General features: G+C 64.2%; 24 protein-coding genes. 17 read left to right on the top strand and 7 right to left on the bottom strand.

Features of this window, described 5'->3' with window-relative positions:
* Nucleotides 1-109 precede the first annotated feature (109 nt).
* Nucleotides 110-580, top strand: a complete 471-nt coding sequence (locus tag EJ078_RS13175; protein WP_067003705.1) for a MarR family transcriptional regulator — start codon at nt 110-112, stop codon at nt 578-580.
* Nucleotides 581-766: 186 nt separating this feature from the next.
* Here the strand turns inward: EJ078_RS13175 and EJ078_RS13170 are convergent, their stop codons facing one another.
* Nucleotides 767-1618, bottom strand: coding sequence for an AraC family transcriptional regulator (locus EJ078_RS13170; RefSeq protein ID WP_208721550.1), 852 nt, complete (start codon nt 1616-1618; stop codon nt 767-769).
* Between the two features lie 33 nt (nt 1619-1651).
* Here EJ078_RS13170 and EJ078_RS13165 point away from each other — a divergent pair, with 33 nt between their 5' ends.
* The 5 genes from EJ078_RS13165 (at nt 1652) to EJ078_RS13145 (ending at nt 5869) form a co-directional block, all read left to right on the top strand.
* Entirely contained in the window at nt 1652-2059 is a 408-nt protein-coding gene (locus tag EJ078_RS13165) for a DUF2000 family protein (RefSeq protein ID WP_127217547.1), read from the top strand.
* A gap of 338 nt (nt 2060-2397) precedes the next feature.
* Nucleotides 2398-3282 carry a DMT family transporter gene (locus tag EJ078_RS13160; protein ID WP_189413708.1) on the top strand — a complete coding sequence of 295 codons (885 nt, stop codon included), beginning with the start codon at nt 2398-2400 and terminating at the stop codon, nt 3280-3282.
* Nucleotides 3283-3342: 60 nt separating this feature from the next.
* A complete protein-coding gene (locus EJ078_RS13155) occupies nt 3343-4365 on the top strand; it encodes a LacI family DNA-binding transcriptional regulator (protein WP_067324144.1) in 1023 nt (340 codons plus the stop codon).
* Complete coding sequence (locus EJ078_RS13150) at nt 4362-5345, top strand: 2-hydroxyacid dehydrogenase (protein WP_067324146.1); 984 nt, start codon at nt 4362-4364, stop codon at nt 5343-5345. The genes EJ078_RS13155 and EJ078_RS13150 overlap by 4 nt, the downstream gene beginning before the upstream one ends.
* 131 nt (nt 5346-5476) lie before the next feature.
* Complete coding sequence (locus tag EJ078_RS13145) at nt 5477-5869, top strand: hypothetical protein (RefSeq protein ID WP_067003333.1); 393 nt, start codon at nt 5477-5479, stop codon at nt 5867-5869.
* Nucleotides 5870-5884: 15 nt separating this feature from the next.
* Here the strand turns inward: EJ078_RS13145 and EJ078_RS13140 are convergent, their stop codons facing one another.
* Nucleotides 5885-6658: a gamma-glutamyl-gamma-aminobutyrate hydrolase family protein gene (locus EJ078_RS13140; protein WP_067003338.1), complete on the bottom strand. Its 774-nt coding sequence runs from the start codon at nt 6656-6658 to the stop codon at nt 5885-5887.
* Between the two features lie 245 nt (nt 6659-6903).
* Between EJ078_RS13140 and EJ078_RS13135 the strand changes: the two genes are divergently transcribed.
* On the top strand, nt 6904-8013 hold the full coding sequence (locus EJ078_RS13135; protein ID WP_067003340.1) for a TRAP transporter substrate-binding protein: 1110 nt from the start codon (nt 6904-6906) through the stop codon (nt 8011-8013).
* An 84-nt stretch (nt 8014-8097) separates the two neighbouring features.
* Here EJ078_RS13135 and EJ078_RS13130 read toward each other — a convergent pair whose 3' ends face one another.
* From EJ078_RS13130 to EJ078_RS13115, 4 genes are all read right to left on the bottom strand, one after another.
* A complete protein-coding gene (locus EJ078_RS13130) occupies nt 8098-9126 on the bottom strand; it encodes a zinc-dependent alcohol dehydrogenase family protein (RefSeq protein ID WP_127214920.1) in 1029 nt (342 codons plus the stop codon).
* A gap of 12 nt (nt 9127-9138) precedes the next feature.
* Nucleotides 9139-10935 (bottom strand): TRAP transporter large permease subunit, encoded by a 1797-nt coding sequence (locus tag EJ078_RS13125; protein ID WP_189413685.1) that lies wholly within the window; start codon nt 10933-10935, stop codon nt 9139-9141.
* Complete coding sequence (locus EJ078_RS13120; protein WP_067324156.1) at nt 10932-11537, bottom strand: TRAP transporter small permease subunit; 606 nt, start codon at nt 11535-11537, stop codon at nt 10932-10934. The genes EJ078_RS13125 and EJ078_RS13120 overlap by 4 nt, the downstream gene beginning before the upstream one ends.
* Before the next feature lie 243 nt (nt 11538-11780).
* The gene (locus EJ078_RS13115; RefSeq protein ID WP_067324158.1) at nt 11781-12686 is read right to left on the bottom strand and encodes a branched-chain amino acid ABC transporter permease; all 906 of its coding nucleotides are present in this window, start codon (nt 12684-12686) and stop codon (nt 11781-11783) included.
* A gap of 95 nt (nt 12687-12781) precedes the next feature.
* Here EJ078_RS13115 and EJ078_RS13110 point away from each other — a divergent pair, with 95 nt between their 5' ends.
* The 10 genes from EJ078_RS13110 (at nt 12782) to EJ078_RS13065 (ending at nt 25274) form a co-directional block, all read left to right on the top strand.
* On the top strand, nt 12782-13390 hold the full coding sequence (locus tag EJ078_RS13110) for a CGNR zinc finger domain-containing protein (protein ID WP_067324160.1): 609 nt from the start codon (nt 12782-12784) through the stop codon (nt 13388-13390).
* A complete protein-coding gene (locus EJ078_RS13105; RefSeq protein WP_127403919.1) occupies nt 13383-13910 on the top strand; it encodes a hypothetical protein in 528 nt (175 codons plus the stop codon). The genes EJ078_RS13110 and EJ078_RS13105 overlap by 8 nt, the downstream gene beginning before the upstream one ends.
* 176 nt (nt 13911-14086) lie before the next feature.
* Nucleotides 14087-17593, top strand: coding sequence for an indolepyruvate ferredoxin oxidoreductase family protein (locus EJ078_RS13100; RefSeq protein WP_259979601.1), 3507 nt, complete (start codon nt 14087-14089; stop codon nt 17591-17593).
* Nucleotides 17594-17847: 254 nt separating this feature from the next.
* Complete coding sequence (locus EJ078_RS13095; RefSeq protein WP_067003356.1) at nt 17848-20163, top strand: EAL domain-containing protein; 2316 nt, start codon at nt 17848-17850, stop codon at nt 20161-20163.
* A gap of 224 nt (nt 20164-20387) precedes the next feature.
* Entirely contained in the window at nt 20388-21308 is a 921-nt protein-coding gene (locus EJ078_RS13090; protein WP_245456954.1) for a hypothetical protein, read from the top strand.
* A 144-nt stretch (nt 21309-21452) separates the two neighbouring features.
* Nucleotides 21453-21602, top strand: a complete 150-nt coding sequence (locus EJ078_RS13085; protein WP_067003359.1) for a DUF3096 domain-containing protein — start codon at nt 21453-21455, stop codon at nt 21600-21602.
* A 271-nt stretch (nt 21603-21873) separates the two neighbouring features.
* On the top strand, nt 21874-22098 hold the full coding sequence (locus EJ078_RS13080) for an aa3-type cytochrome c oxidase subunit IV (protein ID WP_095799174.1): 225 nt from the start codon (nt 21874-21876) through the stop codon (nt 22096-22098).
* An 86-nt stretch (nt 22099-22184) separates the two neighbouring features.
* A complete protein-coding gene (locus EJ078_RS13075; RefSeq protein WP_127214914.1) occupies nt 22185-23453 on the top strand; it encodes a Re/Si-specific NAD(P)(+) transhydrogenase subunit alpha in 1269 nt (422 codons plus the stop codon).
* On the top strand, nt 23453-23875 hold the full coding sequence (locus EJ078_RS13070) for a proton-translocating transhydrogenase family protein (protein ID WP_067003367.1): 423 nt from the start codon (nt 23453-23455) through the stop codon (nt 23873-23875). Before EJ078_RS13075 ends, EJ078_RS13070 begins: the two co-directional genes overlap by 1 nt.
* Before the next feature lies 1 nt (nt 23876).
* Nucleotides 23877-25274: an NAD(P)(+) transhydrogenase (Re/Si-specific) subunit beta gene (locus tag EJ078_RS13065; RefSeq protein ID WP_067324170.1), complete on the top strand. Its 1398-nt coding sequence runs from the start codon at nt 23877-23879 to the stop codon at nt 25272-25274.
* A gap of 76 nt (nt 25275-25350) precedes the next feature.
* Here the strand turns inward: EJ078_RS13065 and EJ078_RS13060 are convergent, their stop codons facing one another.
* Nucleotides 25351-26268 carry a hypothetical protein gene (locus tag EJ078_RS13060; RefSeq protein WP_095776998.1) on the bottom strand — a complete coding sequence of 306 codons (918 nt, stop codon included), beginning with the start codon at nt 26266-26268 and terminating at the stop codon, nt 25351-25353.
* Nucleotides 26269-26361 lie beyond the last annotated feature (93 nt).

Below are 26361 nucleotides of genomic sequence, written 5' to 3'. Positions count from 1 at the left end.
AATGCTTGCCGGCAAAGTGTTTGCAGGCCGGACTCGTTAAATCGTCATTTGCCAGCCGCCGGACAGCCTCTATGCTGCCCTCGCCGGTTCGGCCGAAGAGGGAATGACCATGGCCAAGGCGGACAGAACAGCGACTATGAGCCGGCTGCATTCGGCAGCGCGGCTGGCGCGCACGGCGCTTGCTGCGCGGCTTCTGGCACATGGCTTCTACGCCGGCCAGGACCAGATCATGCTGGCGCTCGACCGCGAAGACGGCCAGACACCCGGCAATCTCGCCGACAAGCTCGGCGTACGTCCGCCGACGATCACAAAAACCATCAACAGGCTGCAGGCGCAGGGTTTTCTCGAAAAGCGCGCCTCCAACGCCGATGCCCGCCAGGCCCATATTTTCCTCACCGGCTCCGGCCGCGAAACTATCCGCGCCATCGAGAAATCGGTCAAGAAGACCGAGAAGCAGGCGCTGAGGGGTCTCGACAAGAAAGACCAGAAGGCGCTCTTCAAGCTGCTCGCCCGCATCGAGGCCAACCTGTCGAACGAGGACCTGATCCTCATCGACGACGACGCCGAGCTGGATGATTAACGAGCGACGCGCAGCGTCGTCTCAAGCGACGCGCGAGCGCGATGCGCAGCATCGTCGCTTAGCCGCTGGGCGTTGGTGACCACGAGCGACGCGTAAGCGTCGTCTCGAGCGACCCAAGCGCGATGCACAGCATCGTCGCCTCAGGCACCACCAAGCATCGGCAGCTTAGCGGAAAGGGCGACGACGCTAAGCGTCGCGCACCAGCGTCGCCCAGCGTCCCGGGGTCAGCCCGAACGCCTTCTTGAAATGCCGGTTGAAATGGCTTTGGTCGCTGAAGCCGGCCGCAACAGCGGTCTCGGCAAGCGGCTCTCCCGCTTCGATCATGCGCCGCGCTCGCTGCAGCCGGCGCATCAACAGGAAGCGATGCGGGCTTGTCGAATAGGTCGCGCGGAAATGGCGCGACAGCGCGTAGCGGTCGAGGCCGGTAACCGCCTCCAGCTCGTCGGAACGCACCGGCCGTTCAGCGTTTTCTTCGAGATAGTCGCGGGCCAGCGCGGCAGCCCGCCACGCGATCTTTCCCGCTGATTTTGCCGGCTGTCCGGCATGGCGTTTCAATTGCTGCGCCAGCTGCGCGATGAAATCCGCCAAGAACAGGTCGTCGAGCTCCTCGGTGAGCGGTGTTAGCGCCGACAGCAGCGTGCCGCGCAACTGAGGGTCGCTCACCACAGCATCCTTAACGAAAGGGAGCGGCGAACCGTGAAGGCAGTCGAGCAGCAGCGACGGCTCGAGATAGAGAATCCTGTAGCGTAAGCCGTGCTCGGTGCCGGCGCCGCCGTCATGCAGTTCGTCGGGATGCAGCACGATTGCCTGGCCCGGCAGACTGTGCCGAAGCGCGCCGCGATAGTGGAAGCGCTGCACGCCGTCGAGTGTCACGCCGATGGCGTAGGTGTCGTGGCGGTGCAATTCGAAGGCATTGCCGTGGAAACGCGCCTCGATGCGCTCGAGGCCCGTGGCGCCGGGCGCCGAAACGATCCGGTCGTCCTCAGCGCACGAACGTTCAAGACCTCCCAGCGCCTCATTGCCTAGATCGTGCGCCATGGTCCCTCATCCACATCCGGGAGAAACATTTTGGTGTTCGATACGAAATTTGCAATCGTGCTCAAGGAAGATCTCGCCGTCTGGCAGAAGCTCAACGTTACCGCTTTCCTGACCAGCGGCATCGTCGCGCAATCTCCTCAAATCATCGGCGAGCCCTATCGCGACCGCGCCGGCAATCTCTTCAATCCGCTCTCGGTCCAGCCCGTGATCGTGCTGTCGGCGGACGAGCCGACGCTTGCCGCGATCCACCGCCGGGCCCTGGAGCGCGGCGTGACGACATCGGCCTATGTCGAGGAGATGTTCTCCACCGGCCATGACCTGGCCAACCGCGCCGTCTTCGCCGAATTCGCGCCGGACGACGCCAAGATCGTCGGCATCGCGCTGCGCGCCGAAAAGAAGCTGGTCGACAAGATTACCAAGGGCGCCCGCATGCATGCTTGAGTGGCGGGGAGGATGCTCTTGGTGGCTGATTGACCATTCGTCCGGACGACGTCGCGCACGTTCGAGATTGGCCGCGACCTCCCTGCTTCGTCAGCCTGGGGTCTGCGCGCGTCGCTTCGCTCCTTGCTCCGCTCGGGCGGACGAACAAGGAACGTTCTGGTGACCGCCAAGGCACTGCGCTCTAAGCCTGTCGGCACGTCTTGTTGGCCAGTCGCTTTTGGCTTGCCGGCCGGCGGCGATTGCCGCAAAAGGACGGCGTCTACCTCTCCTCCGGCCCGATTTTGAGCGTTCCCAAAAATTACGACGACAGCGCGACGCCGCCCGCGGCGATGCTGTTGATGCTCTGCGTCTATGTCTGCTTCACCTTTCTCGACACCTCAAGCAAATATCTAGTGCTCGCCGGCGTCTCGGCGCTGATCGTCGCCTGGGCTCGCTTCGTCGTGCATGTCCTGCTTGTCGGCGTTTTCCTGCGCGGCTGGCGCGAGCCGTCGCGCTTCCGCGCCAACAATCTGCCGGCGCACATCCTGCGCGGATGCCTGCTTTTCGGCTCGACCATGTTCAACATCCTGGCGCTCAGGACGCTGCAGCTCGCCGAGACCACCTCGATCTATTTCTTCGGCCCGATGGTGATCACCGCATTGGCCGGCCCGCTGCTCGGCGAGTGGGCGGGCTGGCGGCGCTGGCTGGCGATCCTCACCGGCTTCGTCGGCGTCCTCATCATCACCCGGCCCGGCGTCGGCGTGTTCGGCATGGGCCATCTCTTCGCGCTGGGCTCGATGCTGTCGAACTCTTTTTACGTCATCATGACCCGGCGCATGTCGTCGACGGAGACATCCGAAAGCCTGATCCTGTTCTCGGCGCTGGCGCCGGCGGTGCTGCTCCTGCCCATGCTGCCCTTCTCATTGTCCCTGCCGCAGGACGGCTGGCACTGGGTGATCCTTTTGATGCTCGGCGTCTTCGGCGCCGGCGGCCATTGGCTCCTGGTCCAGGCCTATCGCCTGGCGACGACGACGGCGCTCGCGCCTTACCCTTATTCGCAGATGATTTGGATGATCATCTCCGGCTGGCTGATCTTCCACCAGTTTCCCGACCGCTGGACCCTGCTCGGGGCGGCCATCATCGTCGCCAGCGGCCTCTACATCATCCACCGCGAGCACAGGCTTCGCCTGCGCAATTCCGCTTCCTTGGACACGGAAGCCGAGGGCTTGGCAAAAAAACTTTGATTTGCCCTCAATCGATGGCATAAGCCCATTTAAACAGTTTAAAGGCCTCGGGGACCAAGGCTGGCACAGAAGATCAAGCTTTCGACGATCGCGGATGCGCTTGGCGTATCCACGGCAACGGTGTCGCTGGCGCTGCGCGACAGCCCGCTGGTCGCGGGCTCGACGCGCGAGCGTATCAAGGAGCACGCGCGCGCCATCGGCTATATCTACAACCGACGGGCCGCGTCGCTCCGCACCTCACGCTCCGGCATTGTCGGCGTCGTCGTGCACGACATCATGAACCCGTTCTTCGCCGAGATTCTGCGCTCGATAGAAAGCGAGCTCGACCGCAGCCGCCAGACCTTCATCCTGTCCAACCATTATGACCAGCTGGAAAAGCAGCGCACCTTCATCGACACGCTGCTGCAGCTCGGCGCCGACGGCGTCATCATGTCGCCGGCCATAGGCACGCCGGCCGAGGACATCATCATGGCCGAGGAAAACGGCCTCCCGGCGGTGCTGATCGCGCGCACCGTCACCGGCGCCGACGTGCCGGTCTTCCGCGGCGACGATGCCTATGGCACCGCACTCGCGACCAACCATCTCATCTCGCTCGGCCACAAACGCATCGCCATGATCGGCGGCACGGACCAGACCTCGACCGGCCGCGACCGCTACCAGGGCTATGTCAACGCCATGGAAGCGGCCGGGCTGGAGGTGAAGCCGTCCTGGCGCATTCCTGGACCGCGCACCAAGCAGGCCGGTTTCGAGGCTGCAGGACAGTTCTTGGCGCTGAAGGACAAGCCGACCGCCGCCTGCTGCTGGAATGATCTGGTTGCGATCGGACTGATGAACGGCATCGCGCGCGCCGGTCTGGTGCCGGGCGTGGATATCTCCGTCACTGGTTACGACGACCTGGAGGAGGCTGCGATAGCAACGCCGGCCTTGACCACGGTCTGGAATGGCCAGCGCGAGGTCGGCCGCCGCGCCGCCAGCGCGCTGCTCGACAAGCTGAACGGGCAGGCCGTGCGGCCGTCGCAGGAATTGATCAAGCCGGAGCTGCACGTACGCCAGTCCACCGGCAAGCCGGTGGAGCGTCAATGACACAGACAGAAGCGAAGTCGCCGGTCGCCGTCCTGGTGCCGGGCCGTTTCAACGACCATGCCATCGGCCGGATCGACCAGGCGTTCAAGCGCGTGCGGATCGAGCGCGCCGATCCGTCGCTCGTCACCGGCGAGATGCGCGAGAGCGTGCGCGGCATCGCCTCCTTCGGCGGCATCAGCGCGGCCATGATCGACGCGCTGCCGAATCTCGAGATCATCGCCAATTTCGGCGTCGGCTATGACTCCGTCGACGCTCGTCATGCCGCGACCCGCGGCGTCATGGTCACCAACACGCCCGACGTGCTGACCGAGGAGGTTGCCGACACCACCATCGGGCTGTTGATCAACACGGTGCGCGAAATGTACGCTGCGGAGAAATGGCTGCGCGACGGCGACTGGGTGAAGAAGGGTGACTATCGCCTGAGCCGGCTCACCTTGCGCGGCCGCCGCGTCGGCATCTTCGGCATGGGCCGCATCGGCCTCGCCGTCGCCCGTCGCCTCGAGGCTTTCGGCCTGCCGATCGCCTATCACAACCGCCGCCAGGTCGATGGCCTGTCCTACGAGTACCATGCGACGCTTAAGGGTCTGGCCGAAGCGGTCGACACGCTGATTTGTATCGCGCCGGGCGGGGCCGCGACGGAGAAAGCCATCAACGCGGCGGTCCTGGCGGCGCTTGGTCCCGACGGCGTCTTCGTCAATATCGGCCGCGGCAGCACGGTTGATGAGGCGGCTCTGGCTGGCGCACTCTCCAATGGCACCATCGCTGCTGCCGGGCTCGATGTCTTTGCCGACGAACCGAATGTGCCCAAAGCGCTGCTCGATGCGCCCAACACCTCCCTTCTGCCGCATGTCGGATCTGCGTCCGACCACACCCGCCGGGCCATGGCGGATCTGTGCGTCGACAATCTCATCTCCTGGTTCGGCGAGCACCGGCCGCTGACCCCGGTGCCGGAGACGATCAACGTCAAGCCACGCGCCTGAGCGGAAGGCCGGCCACATTTATTAACGCCTGCTTAACCATCATTCTGCATACTTCGTTATGCATGTTGTCCAAATCGGCGCGTGGTTTGGAGACCGGCATGGCACGGCATGCCAGGATGTGGAGAGGCGGAGTGAAGCTGTTAGCCGGGTTGATTGCGTCAGTCGCCTTATACGGGGGCGTTCAGTCCCTGCACGACGGCAACGGCCAAAGCGCGGTCGAGCAAGCCGGCCTCTCCAACAGCTATCGGCTGACAGCCAATGGCGACGAAGCGGCCTGCGCAATCAAGCGCGGCGCCGAGGTTTCGGACGGCCTGTCGCTGCTGACAATTGCTCCGAACTGCAGCAAGCTGATGCCCGGCATCGAGCGTGTGAAATTCTGGCGCGAGCAGGCCGACGGCTCGGTCGCGTTCAGCGAGAACGGCATCGATCCGATCGTCACCTTCGGTGTTGCTGATGGCGACGGCTACGAATCCTATGCACCGGCCGCCCCGCTTTTGGCGCTGAACGCGACGACCAGCGACTGAGCTGCTCGGGTTCGGCTATTCCGCCGCCGCGCGTGCACCGGCCTTCGCCGCCGCATGCAGGCGCACGGCATCGCCGAAGGCGCGGAAGATCTTTGCCGAGTTGCTGTCCGACTTCACCCAATATTCGGGGTGCCACTGGACGCCGACGGCGAAGGCGCGGGCCTCCTTGACCGAGACGGCCTCGATCGTGCCGTCGGTCGCCAAAGCCTCGACCTGCAGTTTCGATCCGAGCCGGTCGATCGCTTGGCGATGCAGCGAGTTGACCTTGATGTCGCCGGCGCCGAACACGCCGGCGAGGCAGGTTCCGGGCTTGATCGAAATCGTCTGGTGGATGCCGAAGCGCTCGTCCTGATTCTCGCTCACCGGCGCGCGGTGATCGAGCGAGCCTTCGCGCTCCTGGATCTCGGTGCCGAGCGTCCCGCCCAGCGCCACGTTGAGCTCCTGGATGCCGCGGCAGATGGCGAGCAGCGGCACGCCGCGCTCGATCGCCTTGCGGATCAGCGGCAGCGTGGTGGAGTCGCGCGCCGGGTCGTAGGGGCCGTTGGCCTCGCTGGGATCGCCGCCATAGAGCGAGGGATGCACGTTGGATTTCGAACCCGTCACCATGACGCCGTCGACCGAGGACAGCAGCTCGTCGAAATCGAGCCGGTCGCCGAAGGACGGCACCAGGAGCGGGAACACGCCGGCGCCAGCGATCGCCGCCTCGATATATTGCTGGGGCGCGGCATGCCATGTGTAGTTGTCGAACTGGCGGACATCGGTTGAGACGGCAACGAGCGGCTGCTGCATTTTGGATACGGGTTCCATCGAGGGCTAACGAATTATTCTGCCTACAAAATAGGCGATCAGCCGGCACTTTGCCATGGCAAGTTTCGGCTCTCCGAATGGGCCAGGACGGTCGGCGTTAGACTATAGTTGCACGTTGCCCGCGGTGCTGGACTCGACATCTTGCCCGTGTATTGTTTCGCGCAGCCGATCAGGGCACCGCGGATGTCCGAGCATCGGTCTGTTGGTTCTAAACGGGAGGAAAATGCATGGATCGTCGTTCGTTCATCCGTAAGGCCGGTGCATCCGGTGTTGGTGTCGCGGCAGCGGCCGCCGCGCTTGCCACGCCGGCGATAGCCCAGTCCAATCCGAAAGTGACCTGGCGGCTGGCATCGTCCTTCCCGAAATCGCTCGACACGATCTATGGCGGTGCGGAAGTGTTCTCAAAAATGCTGTCGGAAGCGACCGACGGCAATTTCCAGGTTCAGGTCTTCGCCTCGGGCGAGCTCGTTCCCGGCCTGCAGGCGGCCGACGCCACCGCCGCAGGCACCGTCGAGGCATGCCACACGGTGGCATATTACTATTGGGGCAAGGACCCAACCTGGGCGCTGGGTGCCGCAGTGCCGTTCTCGCTCAACGCGCGCGGCATGAACGCTTGGCACTATCATGGCGGCGGCATTGACCTCTTCAACGAATTCCTTGCAACGCAAGGCCTGTTCGGCCTGCCGGGCGGCAACACCGGCGTGCAGATGGGCGGCTGGTTCCGCAAGCAGATCAACACGGTCGCCGATCTTTCCGGCCTCAAGATGCGCATCGGCGGCTTTGCCGGCAAGGTGGTGCAGAAGCTCGGCGTCGTGCCGCAGCAGATCGCCGGCGGCGACATCTACCCGGCGCTGGAAAAGGGCACGATCGACGCCGCCGAATGGGTCGGCCCTTATGACGACGAGAAGCTCGGCTTCTACAAGGTCGCGCCCTACTACTACTATCCCGGCTGGTGGGAAGGCGGCCCGACCGTGCATCTGATGTTCAACAAGGCAAAATACGAGGAATTGTCGCCTGCCTACAAGTCGCTGGTGCACACGGCCGCGCAAGCCGCCGACGCCAACATGCTGCAGAAATACGACTACCTCAATCCGGCGGCGGTGAAGCGGCTGGTCGCCAGCGGCGCCAAGCTGGCTCCTTTCAGCCAGGAAATCATGGCCGCCTGCTTCGAAAAGGCCAACGAAGTCTATGCCGAAATGGAGGCCAACAACGCGCCGTTCAAGAAGATCTGGGAATCCATCAAAGGCTTCCGCAAGGAGCACTATCTCTGGGCCCAGGTCGCCGAATACAACTACGACACCTTCATGATGGTGCAGCAGCGTAACGGCAAGCTGTAGCCGGGGTCTACGCCCTCTCCCCTATGGTGACGGGGAGAGGGCGCTGTCACCGCCGGTTTCGCCAATCGCCAACGTTGCAGGACTTCAGGTCCGGCCCGGCACGACCAGCACCTTGACCTCGCCGGGGGCGGCTGGGTTCGAGATCACCTGCGGCGCCTCTTCGAGTGGCACCTGCCTGGAAATCAGCTTGTCGATCTCGATCGCGCCGGACGCGATGAGGTCCGCGGCGCGTCGATGCGTGAAGGGATTGATGAAGGACCCAAGGACCTTCAACTCCCGGAACAGCACGTCGAACGGCTCGAAAGCCACCTTCTGCCCCTGCGGCATCACGCCGACGATCACCACCGTGCCTCCGGCCTTGGCAATTCGCATCGACTGCTCGACCGTGTCGCGAACCCCGGCGCATTCCAGCACCACGTCGACGCCGCCCGGCACAAGCCCGGCTTTTCCGGCGATGGCCTCGATGGGATCGACGGCGCTGGGATCGACCGTAGCGGTCGCGCCGAGTTCTTCGGCCAGCGCGCGGCGCGAGGCCTGCCTGGTCGATAGGATGATGGTCGCGGCACCGGCAAGCTTCGCCAATTGCACGGTGAGCAGGCCGATGACGCCGCCGCCGAGCACCACCACCGAGTCGCCGGGCCTGATTCCGGCGAGGTCGATGCCGTGCAGGCAGCAGGCCAGCGGCTCGCAGAAGGCGCCATGCGTCGGCTGGAGGTTGCCGGGCAGGAGGAAGGCCTGGCCTTGCGGCATCACGACATAATCGGCGAAACCGCCGTCGCGGTGGATGCCGATGGCCCTGAGATTGCTGCACAAATTGACGCGGCCGGCCTGGCACTGGCCGCAGCGCCCGCAGGCGATGTTGGGGTCGCCCGTGACCCGATCGCCGACGGCGATGCCGGACACCGCGTCGCCGACCGCCTCGACGATGCCGCAGAATTCGTGGCCGAGCGTGACCGGCGGCGTGCACGGGAATTCGCCATGGAACAGGTGGCGGTCCGTGCCGCAGACGCCGCAGGCATCGATCCGCACCAGAACATCCTCAGGCCCCGGCGCAGGTTTGTCGACCTCACGAAGGGCAATGCCGCCGATTGCTTCCAGCCGTACGGCTCTCATGACTTGGTCACCTCAGTTGAAACTCGGCGGCTTGGAAAGATCGGGCGCCGGCGCCACCGGCTTGGCGGGGGCCGTATCGCCGAAATTCGGCGGCTGTGACAAGTCCGAGGTGCCAGGGGCGGCGGGCGCCGAGCCGCCACTGGGGGGCGCCGCGCCATTGTCGGCCGGCGGCGTGCCGAGCGGCGCAAGTCCCGGCATGTCCGGCAGCTTGAGGTCGATCGTGCTCGGCTCGACCGCGGTGCCCTTGTAGCGCATTACCATTTGCGGGAAGGCGATGGTAAGCCCGATCATGATCACCTGGATACAGACGAACGGCACCGCGCCCCAGTAGATCTGGCCGGTGGTGACCGGCGCGATCTGCTTGCCGGTGATGCGGTCGAGATAGGGCACGCGCGCCGCGACCGAACGCAGGTAGAACAGCGCGAAGCCGAACGGCGGATGCATGAAGCTGGTCTGCATGTTCACGCCAAGCAGCACGCCGAACCAGATCAGGTCGATGCCGAGCTTGTCGGCGGCGGGCGCCAGCAACGGCACGATGATGAAGGCGAGCTCGAAGAAGTCGAGGAAGAAGGCGAGCACGAAAACCAGCACGTTGACGCCGATCAGGAAGCCGGTCTCGCCGCCCGGCAGCGAGGTCAAGAGATGCTCGACCCAGATATGGCCGTTGACGCCGTAGAAGGTGAGCGAGAAGACGCGCGCGCCGATCAGGATGAACAGCACGAAGGCGGAGAGCCGCGTCGTCGAGGCCAGCGCCTGCTTGATGACATCCATCGTCAGCCGCCCCTTGAAGCCCGCCATGATCAGCGCGCCGACGGCGCCCATGGCGCCGCCCTCGGTCGGGGTGGCGATGCCGAGGAAGATGGTGCCCAGCACCAGGAAGATCAGCGCCAGCGGCGGGATCAGCACGATCACCACCTGCTGTGCCAGCTTGGACATCATGTTGATGTGGAGGCGCTGGTCGGCGATCGCCACGATGTAGATGACGATCACGCCGACGGTGGCGCCGAGGATGTCCGCATTGTCGCCATGCGTCGGCGCGAGATAACGATAGGCCGCATAGGAAATCGCGCCGGTCACCAGCAGCGCCACCATCAGCGAGATCACGCCGTGGCCGAGCGTGCGGGCCTCGAGCGGCAATGCCGGCATCGAGTTCGGCCGGACGATCGACATGATCAGGATGTAGAGCATGTAGATGCCGGTCAAAACGAGGCCGGGGATCAGTGCGCCCGCATACATGTCGCCCACCGAGCGTCCAAGCTGGTCGGCCAGCACGATCAGCACCAGCGAGGGGGGGATGATCTGGGCCAGTGTGCCGGAAGCCGCGATAACGCCCGAGGCGAGGCGCCGGTCGTAGCCATAGCGCAGCATGATCGGCAGCGAGATCAGCCCCATGGCGATGACGGAGGCCGCCACCACGCCGGTCGTTGCGGCAAGCAGTGCGCCGACGAAGATCACCGCATAGGCAAGCCCGCCGCGGATCGGGCCGAACAGCTGCCCGACCGTGTCGAGCAGGTCCTCGGCCATGCCGGATCGCTCCAGCACGATTCCCATGAAAGTGAAGAATGGAATGGCCAGCAGCGTGTCGTTCGACATCACCCTTGTGCCGTAGAAATTATCCGGCAGCGCATGCAGCAGAGGCCAGGCGAGGTTGATCGAGCCGCCGGAATAGGGCGACAAGAGCACGCCGATGAAGAAGAACAACAGGCCGTTCGCAGCGAGCGAGAAGGCGACGGGGTAGCCGATCAAAAGGAAGATGATCAGCGAGGCGAACATGATCGGCGCCATGTTCTGCGCGATGAACTCGATCATGAGCGCACCTCGTCGGACAGCGCCTTGGCTTCTTCGGCAAGCGCTTCGGCCTCGAGCTTGGCCTGGTCGTGGGCCGAGACATAGGGAGTGGGATCCTCCATGTCGCCGCGCATGATGGCGATCTTCTTGATGATCTCCGAGACACCCTGGATGGCCAGCAGCAAGAAGCCGACGAGCAGGATGGCCTTGGCCGGCCAGACGATCAGCCCGCCGGCATTGGTCGACATCTCGCCGCTGCGGAAGGACAGCGACACGTAAGGCACGAAGTAGATCACCATCAGCACCACGAACGGCATCAGGAAGAGGAGATGGCCGAGGAGGTCGATCCAGTGCTGCACGCGGCGGGGGAACATGCCGTAGACGATGTCGATGCGGATATGGTCGTTCTGTTTCAGCGTATAGGCGGCGGCCAGCATGAAGGCGGCGCCGAACAGATACCACTGCAGTTCGAGCCAGGCATTGGACGAGATGTCGAACACCTTGCGGATGACGGCGTTGCCGGCGCTCACCAGGATCGCAAGCAGGATCAGCCACGAGACCCAGCGGCCGATGAACTCGTTGATGCGGTCGATCGTCGTGGATAGAGCGAGCAGCCCTGCCATGCATTTCCTCCCTCGCGCACCGGCCCCGAGAATCGCGTTCGATTTCGGAAAGCACGATGCCTAACTCAAAGTGCTGGCGCCGCGCCCGAGTCCCCCTCCGGTGTCGCGCCGCTTGGCCCAACGGTATGCAGTGCGTGGCCCGGATGGTCAACATGGCAAAGCACGTGCCGGCGATCCAGGCGGCGAGCAACGGTAAAAACCGGTCACCTCACGGCGCGTCATGCAACCAAAGTCTGATGGGTTTCAGGCGACCTTGGCCTGGTCGCGGCCGGCGCCGATCAGCACCAGCATGGCGACGAGGAAGAGGTATATCCAGCCGTCGCGCCATTCGAGCGGGAAATAACCGGCCCACAGCGATTCGGCCATGCCGAAGGCCGCGGCGCCGAGAGCAGCCTTGAGCGGCGACATGTAGCCGCCGACCGCCGTCACGAACAGGATCTTGAGGCCGTAGACGAGGCCCGTGCCGAAGCTGATGTTGCCGTAGTAGATGCCGGCGAGCATGCCGGCAAAAGCCGCGCAGAAGCCGCCATAGAGCACCGCGCGGCGGAACACCGCGGTGACGTCGATGCCGCACATCGCGGCCGCCTTCGGGTCGTCGGACACGGCCCGCCAGGCGCGTCCGAAGCGCGAATGCGAAAACAGCCACGCGGCCACCGCCACCATCGCCATCACCGCCGCGCAATCCAAGAGCTGGATAACGGTCAGCGTCACCTTGAACCCGGCACCCTGCGCGAAGAGGACGGGCTGGGCGAGCATCGGCGGCAGCCAGAGATCATGGGTGTCGGCCGCGATGCGGCTTGCTTCCGACAGGAACAGCAAGATGCCGAGCGTCGTCACCACGATCGCATTAGGCGACCGGTCCGCCAGCCTCTCGAACACGCTGCGCGACAGCACCTGGCTGATCAGCACCGAATAGAGCAGGGCAGCAACGATACCTAGCGCGACCGAGGCAAACAGCGTCAGCCACAGCGCCTGATAGCCGAAGGCGGCGGTCAGGATCATGGTGTGGCCGCAAAAGGCAAACAGCGCGCCATAGGCAAGGTTGGTGCGGTGCAGGATGCCGTTGGTCAGCACGTAGCCGAAGGCGAGCAGCGCATAGAGCGCGCCCGAATGCAGCCCGTTCAGCACCTGCTGATAGAAATAGAGCATGGAGCATCCCTAGGGCCGCGCGAACTGGCCCCCGTTTCGAGCGTTGCATCCGAAATCTAACTTGTCAAATACGTTTTATCGGTTAGATTTCCGGCATGACGGTATCCTGGACCCCGCACCGCTTCACCGGCGGCATCCTCGCGCTCGACACGGCGAACACGGTCGTCCTGCGCAACGATCCGGAAAAGACCTTCGACCGTTTCGCTGATCCGGCCGAGATCGCCCGCTTCGCCGAGGCGGCGAGCGGCTTTCGCGCCGCCGAGCTTGGCGGCCGGCGGCTGGAGGCGCCTGAACCGGGCGGCATCGCCGCGGTCGTGCTGTCGATACGCGAGGCGACGGACCGCCTGTTCCGCCATGCCATAGCGAAAGGCGCGATCGCCGCCGGCCATCTGCCGGATTTCCTGACCGCCTGCGCCAACGGCCTCTCCGGCAGCAGCATCGAGATCGGCGCACCGGGCAGGCCCTTTGGCGATCCGGCGACGCCGATAGCGTTCGAGGCGGCTTTGGCCGTCTCGGCGCTTTCGCTGCTGCGCGACGACACCGTTGCCAGGCTCAGGATCTGTCCGAACTGCAGCTGGCTCTTCGTCGACCGCAGCCGCAACTCAAGCCGCCTCTGGTGCGACATGGCCGTCTGCGGCAACCGCCAGAAAGCGAACCGCTATTATCGCCGCCGCACGGCGGCCAGGGAGGCCACCAATGCTTAGAAAATTCCGTTCGATCGCTCTCGGCGCGGCCCTGATCGCCGCGACGGCGCTCGGCGCCTGCCGCGACACCGGCAAGGAGCAGCTCTTCGCCATTTCCGGCAAGCTGTTCGAGTTCAACTACCGGCTTGGTATCGCCACCTATGTCATCACGCTGAGACCGCTGCGGCCGATGGACGAGGGACAGATTGCGGTGGTGAATTTCCAGAATCCGGCCGGCGGCGACCCGCTCATCGTCAACCAGAAGATCTGGCCGAAGCTCCCGCATATCACCTTGACCAGCCCGCCGCTCACCTGCGTGGTCAAGGACAAGCCCTATTCCGTCACGATCCGCATCGAGGATTCGAGCGGCACGTTGCTTCAAAGCCTCGAGACGACGATGACCTCCTCGGCGGACCAGACCATGCTGCCGGACCGGCCGCTGGTAATCGGGCCGAAATACGAGCTCAACCCGGACCTTGCCGGGCACCACGACGGCAAGCTGCCGGATGCGCCCAAGCCGGATTGCTCGAAAGCGGCGTGAGGCCCGCTGGACTGGTTGAAATTTTCGTGCGCTGTAAAGCGTTTAGCGTGCGATTGAATGCGGCGGCCGTTTCCAGCGGGACCGTTTGTTGCGTGCGCTCTGGCCGCTGCGATTTCGTTTGACCTGTCCCGCAAGGGAAGAAAGACTGCGGCCTCTCACTCCGACGTTGGCCGCCGATCCGCGGCGCGCCTCCGCAGAGGACATGCCTGATGACGCTGCATGACGTCGCGCTCGACGACAAGTTCGACCTTGCCAAGGAGCGCGTTTTCCTGTCCGGGGCGCAAGCCGTCGTGCGCATGCTTTTGATGCAGCGCGAGCGCGACCGCCGCGCCGGCCTCAACATCGCTGGCTTCGTCTCCGGCTATCGCGGCTCACCGCTCGGCGGCCTCGACATGCAGCTGTGGAAGGCGAAGCGGCAGCTTGCGCAGGCCGACATCGTCTTTCAGCCGGGCCTCAACGAAGAGCTCGCCGCCACCGCCTGCTGGGGCTCGCAGCAGACCGAGCTGCTCGGCGAAGGCACCCATGACGGCGTCTTTGCCGTCTGGTACGGCAAGGGGCCGGGCGTCGACCGCTCCGGCGACGTTTTCCGCCACGCCAATCTCGCCGGCTCGTCGAAAAATGGCGGCGTTCTCGCCCTGATGGGCGACGACCATATGGCCGAATCCTCGACGAACGCACATGCCACCGAATTCCTTTTCGTCGACACCATGGTGCCGATCCTCAACCCCGCCGGCGTCCAGGAGATCATCGACTACGGTCTCTTTGGCTTCGCCATGTCGCGTTTCGCCGGCACCTGGGCGGCGATCAAATGCGTCAAGGACAACATCGAATCGACCGCTTCGGTCGACGCCTCGATCGAGCGGCTGAACATCGTCATTCCTGATTTCGACATGCCGCCGGGCGGCCTCAATATCCGCCACGAGATCGACATGCTCGGCCAGGAGGAGCGCCTGCATGAGCACAAGCGCGCCGCCGCCTCCGCCTTCATCCACGCCAACGGGCTCAATCGGACCGTCTATTCGGGCGGCCGCAAGCCGAAGCTCGGTATCATCACCATAGGCAAGAGCTATCTCGACGTCCGCCAGGCGCTGGAGGATATCGGCATCGACGAAAAGGCCGCCAATCGCTTCGGCATCCGCCTGTTCAAGGTCGGCTGCCCCTGGCCGCTCGACTATCAGCATATCGCCGACTTCGCCCGCGGCCTTGAGACCATCGTCGTCGTCGAGGAGAAGCGCTCGTTGATCGAGGTGCAGTTGCGCGAGAACCTCTACGGCTCCGCTATTCAGCCTGCCATCGTCGGCAAGAAGGACGAGCGCGGGGACTGGCTGTTTCCGGCCAAGGGCGCGCTCGACCCGAACGAGATCGCGATCGCGCTCGGCGAGCGTATCCTGCGCACCATCGGCCCCTCGGAGGAGATCGCGGCGCGCGTGGCGAAGCTGCGCCAGTTCCAGGCGATGCTCGCCGATACCGCGGACATCGGTTCGCGCACGCCGTTCTTCTGCTCGGGCTGCCCGCACAATTCCTCGACCAAGGTGCCGGAGGGCTCGCTTGCCGCCGCCGGCATCGGCTGCCACTTCATGGCGCTGTGGATGGACCGGAACACGGTCGGCTTCACCGCCATGGGCGGCGAGGGCGCGCAATGGGTCGGCCAGGCGCCGTTCTCCAAGCGCGGCCATATCTTCCAGAATCTCGGCGACGGCACCTACAACCACTCCGGCGCGCTGGCGATCCGCTTTGCGCTCTCCTCAGGCGCCAACATCACCTACAAGATCCTCTACAATGATGCAGTCGCCATGACCGGCGGCCAGCCGCACGAAGGTGGCCTCACCGTCGATATGATCGCCAGACAGGTGCGCGCCGAGGGGGTCGAGCGCATCGCCGTCGTCACCGACGAGCCGGCCAAATATGCCGGCAAGGCCGATTTCCCGCCCGGCGCCACGATCCATCATCGCGACGACCTCGACCTCGTGCAGCGCGAGCTGCGCGAGGTCAAGGGCGTGTCGGTGCTTCTCTATGACCAGACCTGCGCCGCGGAAAAGCGCCGGCGCCGCAAGCGCGGCACCTTCCCCGATCCCGACAAGCGCGTCTTCATCAACGAACTGGTCTGCGAAGGCTGCGGCGATTGCGGCGTGCAGTCGAACTGCGTCTCGATCCAGCCGGTCGAGACCGAATTCGGCCGCAAGCGCCGGATCGACCAGTCGAGCTGCAACAAGGATTTTTCCTGCCTCAACGGCTTCTGCCCCTCTTTCGTGACGGTGCATGGCGGCAAGATCAGGAAGGCCGGGGGGATTGCCGGCAAGAGCGATCCGCTCGAAGGCGTGCCGTCACCCGCCGAATTTCCACTCGGATCTCAGGGCTGGGCGGCGATCATCGACGGTGTCGGCGGCACCGGCGTCGTCACCATCGGCGCGGTGCTGGGCATGGCTGCCCATATCGAGGGCAAGGGCTGCGGCATGATCGACATGGCGGGCCTTGCCCAGAAGGGCGGCTCGGTCTTCACCCATGTCCGCATCGCCCGGACGCCCGAGGACATCCACGCCATCCGCGTTTCCGCTGGCAAGGCCGATCTTGTGCTTGGCTGCGACCTCGTCGTCTCCGGCGCCAAAAAGGTGCTCGCCGCGGTGCGCGAGGGCCATACCATGTTCCTCGCCAACACCGCCGAGATCATGCCCGGCGAATTCACTCGTTCCGCCGATTTTTCGCTGCCGGTCGAGCGGCTGAAGAAGGCGATCCGTGCCGCCGCCGGCGACGACAAGGCCCACTTCTTCGATGCCACCCGCACGGCGACCGCGCTGTTCGGCAATTCGCTCGGCGCCAACATGTTCATGCTCGGCTTCGCCTTCCAGCATGGCGGGCTGCCGCTCTCGGCCGAAGCCGTTGAAAAAGCGATAGAATTGAACGGCGAAGCGGTGGTGATGAACATCGCCGCCTTTCGCTGGGGCCGTCGTGCCGCGCACCAGCCGGATTTCGTGCGCGGCCTGGTCGATCATACCGGCAAGCCGGCATCGGCACCCGCCGAAACGCTCGACGACATTGTCGCCCGGCGGGTGGCTTTCCTCACCGCCTACCAGAACGCCGCCTATGGCAAGCGCTATGCCAACAGGGTCGCGGCGCTGCGCGCAGCCGAGGCGACAGCGGTTCCCGGCTCGACGGTCGTCACCGAGGCGGCCGCGAAAAACCTGTTCAAGCTGATGGCGATCAAGGACGAGTATGAGGTGGCCCGGCTTTACACCGACGGCAGCTTCGCCGCCGATCTCGCAAGGCAGTTCCAAAGCTACGAAAAGCTGGAATTTCACCTCGCGCCGCCGATCCTCGGGCGGCGCGGCAATGACGGCAAGCCGAGGAAATCGAGTTTCGGCCCGTGGATGATGAAGGCATTTCGCCTGCTCGTTGTCATGAGAGGCCTGCGCGGCACCGCGTTCGACCTGTTCGGCCATACCGCCGAACGGCGCGCCGAGCGGCAACTGCTTGCGCAATACGAGGCCGATCTCGATCTGATCGCCGCAGCACTTGCGCCGGGCAAGGTCGAGGCCGCCGCCGCTCTGGCCTCCGTTCCGGCGCTCGTCCGCGGCTATGGCCATGTCCGGCAGGCCAGCGCCGCCAAGGCGTCCGAAGAGCGCTCCAGGCTGCTGCAGCGGCTGACCGAGGCCGCTCCGGTGCCCGTTCTCAGCGCTGCCGAGTGATTGCGCCAGACCAATCCCGAAGTTTTCGTCGGTCGGCCTAAAGTGCCTCGCGTGGAAATGGATCCAGGCGAGGCGCTTTAGGCCTTTGTTCGATGCAGGTCGTTCTCCAAAACCGCTGCTCACTTGTGGGTGACATGCGTTAGGTCCTTTGCGGCCCTTGGCCGGCAGACCGAAGCCGCTGCTCAAGGCGGTTCTGTTCTAAGCCTTTCTTAAGGCGGTTGTGTCATGACAAGGCTTAGCGTTGGGCCGACCCTATGGGCAAAACAAAGACCGAAAGCATCCCAGCGGATGTTTATATCCAATTTGTGCGGTCGTTGTTCGACAACGCGCACATGTTGTTGATCGGTGGCGCGTGCTACTGGATCCTCGGATTCATGATCTATCTGCGCACCCACAATCCCCTGTTCCTGGCGTTTTCTTTTGCCCTGCTTTCCGTCAGCCTTATCCGTTACTTCGGCATTCGCGGCTTCCTGAGGACAGGCGGCGCGATTGCCGATGTCGAACACGCGCAGCGGTTGGAGCGCAGCTACATCCTGAAGGGCTGCCTTCAGGGTCTCGGATTGGGCGCGCTATGTTTCGTGTCGATCTACATATATCCCGAACCGTTCGCCGAGCTCGCGGCAATGTCGCTCACGCTGGCGACCCTGGTCACCGTTGTCGCCCGCAACTATGGGTCGCCGCGCATGGTGCGGATCTTTTCCGTGACCTTCATCGGTCCGGCGGCTCTCGCGCTCCTGCTGCGCATGGACGCGCCCTCCGTCGTCCTCGGCCTGATGATCATCCCGATGACGTTCATCACCATCACCGGCGCCGATCATGTCCGCAACGTGCTGTTCTCGGCAGTCATCGGCCACAAGCAGGCGAGAAACCTGACGCGCAGGTTCGACCGCGCGCTCAACACGATGTCGCACGGCCTGGTCATGCTCGGCCCCGACGGGCGCGTCGCCGTCGCCAATGCCGAGGCCGCCCATCTGATGTCGCTGAAATCGGCCGACGCGCTGCTCGGGCGCTCGATCCACGGCCTTCTGATGCGCGGCGTCGCCGGCGGCATGCTGGCACCGAAGGATTGCCGCTACATCGAGGCGCAGCTGACGCGCGCCTTGCGCGAGGGCCGGGACCGCAAGGTGCTCGTGTCGCTCGCCAATGGCCAGCACTACGAGTTCTCCGCGCGCGAAGGCAGCCAGGAACTCGGCGTCATCACCTTCGAGGACGTCACGGCCCGGGTCGAGGCGGAGGAAAAGATCCGCTTCATGGCGCGCTACGACAACCTCACCGGCCTGCCGAACCGTGCCTACTTCCACGAGCTGGTCGGCGAAGCCATGGCGTCCGGCGACCGCGACCGGCTCTGCGGCTTGGCGGTGCTCGACCTCGATGATTTCAAGAGCGTCAACGACACGCTCGGCCACCCGGTCGGCGACGGTCTGATCTACGCCGTAGCCGAGCGCCTGGCAGCGGTCGCCGGGCCGGGCATCAATGTCAGCCGCTTCGGCGGCGACGAATTCATGATCTATTTCGACCGCATCGAGGATGAGAGCCATCTCAGCAGCCTGCTCGACGAGATCTTCGCCGGCCTGCAGGGCGAAGTCGACGTCGCCGGTCACGGCCTGCGCATCCAGACCAGTGGCGGCGCGGTGTTGTCCGTGGTCAAGGACACCGACGTCGACGGCATGATCGTCAAGGCGGACCTCGCGCTCTACAAAGCCAAGGAGCTCGGCAAAAACAGCTGGCGGCTGTTCGAGGCATCGATGGACGCCGCCTTCCGCAATCGCCAGCTGATGAAGGCCGATCTGCGCAGCGCCGTGCAAGCCAAGGAGTTGCGCGTCGTCTACCAGCCGATCGTGTCGATGAGCACCATGCGCATCGCCAGCTGCGAGGCGCTCTGCCGCTGGGACCATCCCGATCTCGGCCCGATTTCGCCGGGCGTCTTCATTCCGCTGGCCGAGGAGATGGGCATCATCTCCGAGATCAGCTCTTTCGTGCTGCAGGCGGCCTGCGCCGAATGCGCCAAATGGCCGGCCCAGACCAGCGTTTCGATCAACCTGTCGGCCAAGGACTTCCGCAACCGCGACGTCGTGCAGAAGGTACGTGATGCCCTGGCGGCGTCGGGCCTTGCGCCGCACCGGCTCGAGATCGAGGTGACGGAGACTGCTCTGCTCGACGACAAATCGCTGACCCGCGAGCTGATCGAAGAGCTGAAAGCGCTGGGCGTCCGCATCGCGCTCGACGACTTCGGCACCGGCTATTCCAGCCTCAGCTACCTGCACAAGCTGCCGCTCGACAAGATCAAGATTGACCGCTCCTTCCTGATCGACGTGACCCAGAGCCCCCAGTCGCTCGATCTTCTGAAGGGTATCGTCGGCTTGACCCGGACGCTGGGCCTGGTCGTCACGATCGAAGGGGTGGAGACTTTCGAGCAGCTGAAGATATTGGTGCGTTCGGTCAAGCCGGACCTCGTGCAAGGCTTCCTGTTCGGCGCCGCGCTCAGCGCGTCCGGCATCGAGACGATGTCGAACGTCACCTGGCCATTTGCCGCGGACCTGCGCCTCGCCCCCAGGCGGTCGGCCAGATAGGGAATTTCATCATTCAGGATTAAGAATGCGCGTTGCGTTGGCTACGCAGCAATTTTCGTCCAATCGGAAGGTTTTGACCCGATTGTTCAGGATCAAAAACTCACATTTGTTTTCTCTAAGCAATTCAATACGGCAAAGTATTTTTAGCTTGATGCCTTATATTACCGGTAGCTGCGGCAGCCAAGTCCTTTCAGCTATGGCATCTGTGAACTCCTTGACATCGGATGCGTGCCAAGGTCCGAGTGTGCGGTCGACTTTTCCACGCAACCCGTTCCGGCGCATTGTTAAGGTTAACGGAAGGTAAACCAGCAGTATCGAATTTTCGGCTTGTGTCTCATTTTGACTCGAATAGCCTGTTTACAGGCGGATACGAGGACTTGAGGATGGATGCTGCAAGAAACGATGCGCAGGCTGACGCCGGCGCAAATGCTGGCTCGGCGCTGAATCGTTCGATCATGCAATTGCTGGAGCATGTCGATTATCGTTTGATCACGGGGGGCGAGGATCTGGAGGCGATCTACCGCCTTCGCTATCAGTCCTACCTGCGCTCAGGCATGTGCGGCCCGATCGCCAGCGGGATGTTCGAGGATCGCTGGGACAACCTGCCGAATTCCTACCGGTTCGGCGTCTATTTCGATGGCCACTTGGTCAGCACGCTGCGGCTCCATTACATTTCCCGCGAGCACCCCTATTCGCCCTCCGTCGACGCCTATCCGGAAATCTTGGCCGAGCGGCTTGCCCGCGGAGAAACCTTCATAGACGGAACCCGGTTCGCAACCGACGCGGATAGCGCGCCCGCGCCCGGAGTCCTGCCTTTCCTGACGCTGAGGCTCGGCATGGTGGCTTCCAGCTATTTTGGCCAGACGGCCGTGCTGACGCCGGTCAAGGTCGAACATTCCGCTTACTACGCCCGCATCTTCCATGCCGTGCAGCGGACAGAAGGCAAGGTGTTTCCGGGTGTCCTTGCGCCGATCGCCTTGTTCGAGATCCCCTGCGGTGAAAACTTGCGCCAGACGCTCGACCGCTTCCCGTTCTTCAAGTCGACGCCGGTGGAGCAGCGGATGATGTTCGCCAATCCGGCCATCAACCGGCTCACCCCTCTGTCGATCGTACCGACGGCCAAATACTATCGCGATGCCGCCTGAACGGGCGTCCTTCCGCGCATCGTGAACCTTCCCCGCGGCTCCCGCGTTACGAGTACCGGCGTCACTGATCATCGACGGCGCCGCATTCTTGCCCCAGGCTTGTCGCCGGCTCAAATCGGGTTTTTCACGGGAAGGAGTACGATTATGACCATCCACTCGCTTGCGCTCACGCCCCTGATCTCGCTGATCGCCGGCATATTGATCCTGGTGATGCCGCGCCTGCTCAACTACATCGTCGCGCTCTATCTGATCGTGGTCGGCCTGCTCGGCCTGTTTCCGCACCTCGCCGCCTAATGCATCTCGCCCGGAACCGTGCAGCGGTTCTGGGCAACGGCACCCATCAAAAAGAGCTTTGAAGCGTCTCGCCTGAATCCGATTCAGCGCGACGCGCTTTAAAGGCCTACGACGCCCCTCGCCACGGCGAGGGCCTCCATCGCAATTTTAGCTTCCGCCCATTTCAACTTTCGTTTGAGGCTGTTGTCGCCGGCCGTGCGGCAATAGCGCCATTGCTCTTGCTCGGGCTTTTCGCTATGTGCCTCGAAGGCATTTTCGAAGGGGTATTCCTATGGCTGATCACACGCCGACCGGTCCTGTCGAACTGGGCGCGCAGATGGACTATGCCGAACATGATCGCACCTACAACGCATTCCTCGCGCTGGCCAAATACGGCTCACTCGTCTGCGCCGCCATTCTGCTGGCCATGGCCTTCGGCTTCTTCGCGGGCGGCTTCTTCTCGGCGACCATCCTGTTCATCGTGATCATGGCCGTCGGCTATTTCATTCTGCGGTAGACTTTCCAAGCCATTGCGTTTGACGTTCCGCCGGAGGTCCCGGCCGACGCCTTGCGCAGCAAGGTTCCAGCCGAAAGGATCATGCGGTGGGGCAGACGGTATTCATCCCTCGTGAGCTTGACGCGAACGAGCCGAGAGTCGCGGCCTCGCCCGAGACGGTGAAAAGGCTGGCGGGCCTGGGCTTCGAGGTGATCGTCGAGAAGGGCGCCGGCCTGGGCTCGCGCATTACCGATCAGGAATTTGCCGCCGCCGGCGGCACGATTGGAACTGCCGGGGACGCCAAGAACGCCGATGTGGTGCTGAAGGTGCGCCGGCCGACCGATGCCGAGCTCAAGGGCTACAAATCGGGCGCGGCCGTCATCGCCATCATGGATCCTTACGGCAACGATGCGGCGCTGGCCGCGATGGCCAGTGCCGGCATCATCGCCTTCTCGATGGAGTTCATGCCGCGCATCACCCGCGCGCAGGTGATGGACGTGCTTTCCTCGCAGGCCAATCTTGCCGGCTACCAGGCGGTGGTCGATGCGGCGGCCGAATATGATCGCGCGCTGCCGATGATGATGACGGCGGCGGGCACGGTGCCGGCAGCAAAAACCTTCATCATGGGCGTCGGCGTCGCCGGTCTGCAGGCGATCGCCACAGCGCGCCGTCTCGGCGCCGTCGTCACCGCCACCGACGTGCGTCCGGCGGTGAAGGAGCAGGTGCAGTCGCTCGGCGCAAAGTTCCTGGCGGTCGAGGACGAGGAGTTCAAGGCGGCGGAGACCGCCGGCGGCTACGCCAAGGAAATGTCGAAGGAATATCAGGCCAAGCAGGCGGCCCTGACCGCAGAGCACATCGCCAAGCAGGATATCGTCATCACCACGGCGCTGATCCCTGGACGTCCGGCGCCGAAGCTGGTGTCGGCCGCCATGGTCGCCTCGATGAAGCCGGGCTCGGTGATCGTCGACCTTGCGGTCGAACGCGGCGGCAATGTCGAAGGCGCTCAACCCGGCAGGGTCGTGACGACGGAAAACGGCGTCAAGATCGTCGGCCATCTCAATGTGCCCGGTCGTGTCGCTGCATCCGCTTCGCTGCTCTATGCCAAGAACCTCTACGCCTTCCTCGAGACGATGGTCGACAAGGCGACGAAGACCCTTGCCATCAAGCGCGATGACGAGCTGGTCAAGGCGACGATGCTGACCGATGCCGGCCAAATCGTGCACCCCAGTTTCGCCAAGGCCGCCGGGCAGCCGCGCACCGAGCCGGCTGCGATCCCGGCCACGGTCCTGGTCGCGGATGCCGCCGACAAGAAACCGGCGCCCAGGAGGAGGGCCGCGGCCAAGTCACCCTCGCCTAAGCCAGAAGGGACCGCGTGATGGAACAGCTGCAGAAAGCCCTCGACCAGCTCGATCAGGCGACGGCTGCCGTACGCCTCGCGGTGCAGGATCTGGCCAATGCGCCCGCCGGCGCCGAGGCTGCCGGCAACGCGGCGCACGCGCTCTCGGGCGGCGCCATCGATCCCTTCGTCTTCCGCTTCGCCATCTTCGTGCTGGCGATCTTCGTCGGCTATTATGTCGTCTGGTCGGTGACGCCGGCGCTGCACACGCCGCTGATGGCCGTCACCAACGCCATCTCCTCGGTCATCGTCGTCGGCGCGCTGCTCGCCGTCGGCATCGCGGCCTCCGGCCTTGCCGCGGGCTTCGGCTTCATCGCCCTGGTGCTGGTCTCGGTCAACATCTTCGGCGGCTTCCTCGTCACCCAGCGCATGCTCGCCATGTACAAGAAGAAGGAAAAGTGACGTGACCGTCAATCTCGCTTCCTTCCTCTATCTGGTCTCCGGCATCCTGTTCATCCTGGCGCTGCGCGGCCTGTCGCATCCGACCACCAGCCGCCAGGGCAATCTCTACGGCATGATCGGCATGGGCATTGCCATCGCCACCACGCTGGCGCTGGCGCTGCCCTCGGCTGGCCGCTTCGGCCTGATCGTGCTCGGGCTTGCCATCGGCGGCGGGGTCGGCGCTTATGTGGCGCGCCGCATCGCCATGACCTCGATGCCGCAGCTGGTCGCCGCCTTCCACTCGCTCGTCGGTTTCGCCGCCGTCATGGTGGCGGCGGCAGCAATCTACGCGCCGGAAAGCTTCGGCATCGGCACGGCCGGCGACATCCATGCCCAGGCGCTCATCGAGATGAGCCTCGGCGTCGCGATCGGTGCCATCACCTTCACCGGCTCGGTCATCGCCTTCCTCAAGCTCGACGGCCGCATGTCCGGCAAGCCGATCATGATCGGCGGCCGCCACCTGATCAACATCGCGCTCGGCGTAGCCCTCGTGGTGCTGATCGTGCTGCTCGTCACCACCGAATCCAAGCTAATCTTCTGGCTGATCGTCGCCGCTTCGCTGGTGCTCGGCGTGCTTCTGATCATCCCGATCGGCGGCGCCGACATGCCGGTCGTGGTGTCGATGCTGAATTCCTATTCCGGTTGGGCGGCAGCGGCGCTCGGCTTCACGCTCGGCAATCTGGCGCTGATCATCACCGGTGCGCTGGTCGGTTCTTCCGGTGCGATCCTGTCCTACATCATGTGCAAGGGCATGAACCGCTCCTTCATCTCCGTCATTCTCGGCGGCTTCGGCGGCGAGACGGCTGCGGCTGCCGACGACGGCATCGAGCGCACCGTCAAGCAGGGCTCGGCCGACGACGCCGCCTATCTGATGATGAACGCGCAGAAGGTCATCATCGTGCCGGGCTATGGCATGGCGGTGGCCCAGGCCCAGCACGCGCTGCGCGAGATGGCCGACAAGCTCAAGGCCAATGGCGTCGAGGTAAAATACGCCATCCATCCGGTTGCCGGCCGCATGCCTGGCCACATGAACGTGCTGCTCGCCGAGGCCAATGTGCCCTATGACGAGGTGTTCGAGTTGGAGGATATCAACTCCGAATTCGCCCAGGCCGATGTCGCCTATGTCATCGGCGCCAACGACGTCACCAACCCGTCCGCGCGAGATGACAAGAGCAGCCCGATCTACGGCATGCCGATCCTCGACGTCGACAAGGCCCGCACCTGCCTGTTCGTCAAGCGCTCGCTGGGTTCGGGCTATGCCGGCATCGACAACACGCTGTTCTATAAGGACGGCACCATGATGCTGCTCGGCGACGCCAAGAAGATGACCGAGGAAATCGTCAAGGCCTTCGATCACTGATCCGGCTTGCCATCTCAAAGACCGAAAAGCCCGGCCGTGAGCCGGGCTTTGTCTTTCAATCACCGGATGGTTCAGTCTAGCCTTTGGACAGGAAAAGCGCCTCGTCTTCGTCGCGCTGCTTGCCGCCGAGAGCTGCGGCAGCGCTGGCGATGAATGCGCCGATGACCAACGCCAAGGCGCCGATCAGGGCAAATGAGGCCGTTGCCTTCCTGGCCGTGTCTGCCGCCTGCTTGGCCTTGGTCTTAGCCTCCTCCACCTTTGCAAGCACCGCATCGACACGGGCCTTTGCGTCGGCTTCCGGAAGGCCTGTGCGGGCAGTCACAAGCTGCGCCAGGTAGGTCTTGTCGTCGGCCGACACCTCACCGGAGGCGGCACTTGCGACCAGGATGCGAGACGCTTGCGCCGTGGTCGCCGCGTCGTTCTGCGGATTGGCGGCTGCAAGCTTGCTCGCATCCGCCGGACGGAACAGCGTGTCGACGAAATACGATGTCGCATTGTCGACCGAGGCGCCGTTGGCGTTTGCCGACGCGCCTGCCGAGGCACCCATCGCGGCGCCCGACGCGACAGTGGATGCCGCCTGCACGCCCGTCCCAACTGCAGCCGACAGGACCGAGCCGAGAACACCGGCGACAAGCAACGTGGCCAGCGCCCAGGCAAGGAAGCCGTGGGTGGTGTCGCGGAAATAGACCTCGTCAGTGTGGACGCCAACCCATTTGGTCCGCAACCGCCCGGCAAGATAACCGCCTAGGCCCGCCGACAGCCATTGCACGACGATTAACCAGGCGCCGGTGGTAGCCGCGAAGGTGGTGACCGAAGGATTCGACGCGGACCAGGGCGAAACCATCGTCAGCCCGAGTCCGGAGCCGAGCAAGGTAAGGATGAGAGTCAAAGCCGAGGCTGCGAAAGCGCCAGCGATGATCGGCCCCCAACTGACGGCGGTGGCGGAGGATTCTAGCGTACCGGGAGCATCGGTTGCCGATAGGGTGGGCTGCATCGAAGCCTCCTAGCGGGCAAAAAGCATGATGAGAATGATGATCGGAATCGGAACCCCGAGCAACCAGAGCAAGATACCGCGGCCCATCGAAAC

The organism is Mesorhizobium sp. M1A.F.Ca.IN.022.06.1.1, assembly GCF_003952605.1.
Lineage (GTDB): Bacteria > Pseudomonadota > Alphaproteobacteria > Rhizobiales > Rhizobiaceae > Mesorhizobium.
This window is presented reverse-complemented; position numbering and strand designations above follow the sequence as displayed.

What these genes read in the sequence shown, in the direction of transcription:
- EJ078_RS13175 (WP_067003705.1), top strand. Translation starts at nt 110, where the DNA reads ATGGCCAAGGCGGACAGAACAGCGACTATGAGCCGGCTGCATTCGGCA.
- EJ078_RS13170 (WP_208721550.1), bottom strand. Translation starts at nt 1,618, where the DNA reads ATGGCGCACGATCTAGGCAATGAGGCGCTGGGAGGTCTTGAACGTTCG.
- EJ078_RS13160 (WP_189413708.1), top strand. Translation starts at nt 2,398, where the DNA reads ATGCTCTGCGTCTATGTCTGCTTCACCTTTCTCGACACCTCAAGCAAA.
- EJ078_RS13150 (WP_067324146.1), top strand. Translation starts at nt 4,362, where the DNA reads ATGACACAGACAGAAGCGAAGTCGCCGGTCGCCGTCCTGGTGCCGGGC.
- EJ078_RS13140 (WP_067003338.1), bottom strand. Translation starts at nt 6,658, where the DNA reads ATGCAGCAGCCGCTCGTTGCCGTCTCAACCGATGTCCGCCAGTTCGAC.
- EJ078_RS13135 (WP_067003340.1), top strand. Translation starts at nt 6,904, where the DNA reads ATGGATCGTCGTTCGTTCATCCGTAAGGCCGGTGCATCCGGTGTTGGT.
- EJ078_RS13130 (WP_127214920.1), bottom strand. Translation starts at nt 9,126, where the DNA reads ATGAGAGCCGTACGGCTGGAAGCAATCGGCGGCATTGCCCTTCGTGAG.
- EJ078_RS13125 (WP_189413685.1), bottom strand. Translation starts at nt 10,935, where the DNA reads ATGATCGAGTTCATCGCGCAGAACATGGCGCCGATCATGTTCGCCTCG.
- EJ078_RS13120 (WP_067324156.1), bottom strand. Translation starts at nt 11,537, where the DNA reads ATGGCAGGGCTGCTCGCTCTATCCACGACGATCGACCGCATCAACGAG.
- EJ078_RS13115 (WP_067324158.1), bottom strand. Translation starts at nt 12,686, where the DNA reads ATGCTCTATTTCTATCAGCAGGTGCTGAACGGGCTGCATTCGGGCGCG.
- EJ078_RS13110 (WP_067324160.1), top strand. Translation starts at nt 12,782, where the DNA reads ATGACGGTATCCTGGACCCCGCACCGCTTCACCGGCGGCATCCTCGCG.
- EJ078_RS13105 (WP_127403919.1), top strand. Translation starts at nt 13,383, where the DNA reads ATGCTTAGAAAATTCCGTTCGATCGCTCTCGGCGCGGCCCTGATCGCC.
- EJ078_RS13095 (WP_067003356.1), top strand. Translation starts at nt 17,848, where the DNA reads ATGGGCAAAACAAAGACCGAAAGCATCCCAGCGGATGTTTATATCCAA.
- EJ078_RS13090 (WP_245456954.1), top strand. Translation starts at nt 20,388, where the DNA reads ATGCGTGCCAAGGTCCGAGTGTGCGGTCGACTTTTCCACGCAACCCGT.
- EJ078_RS13085 (WP_067003359.1), top strand. Translation starts at nt 21,453, where the DNA reads ATGACCATCCACTCGCTTGCGCTCACGCCCCTGATCTCGCTGATCGCC.
- EJ078_RS13080 (WP_095799174.1), top strand. Translation starts at nt 21,874, where the DNA reads ATGGCTGATCACACGCCGACCGGTCCTGTCGAACTGGGCGCGCAGATG.
- EJ078_RS13070 (WP_067003367.1), top strand. Translation starts at nt 23,453, where the DNA reads ATGGAACAGCTGCAGAAAGCCCTCGACCAGCTCGATCAGGCGACGGCT.
- EJ078_RS13060 (WP_095776998.1), bottom strand. Translation starts at nt 26,268, where the DNA reads ATGCAGCCCACCCTATCGGCAACCGATGCTCCCGGTACGCTAGAATCC.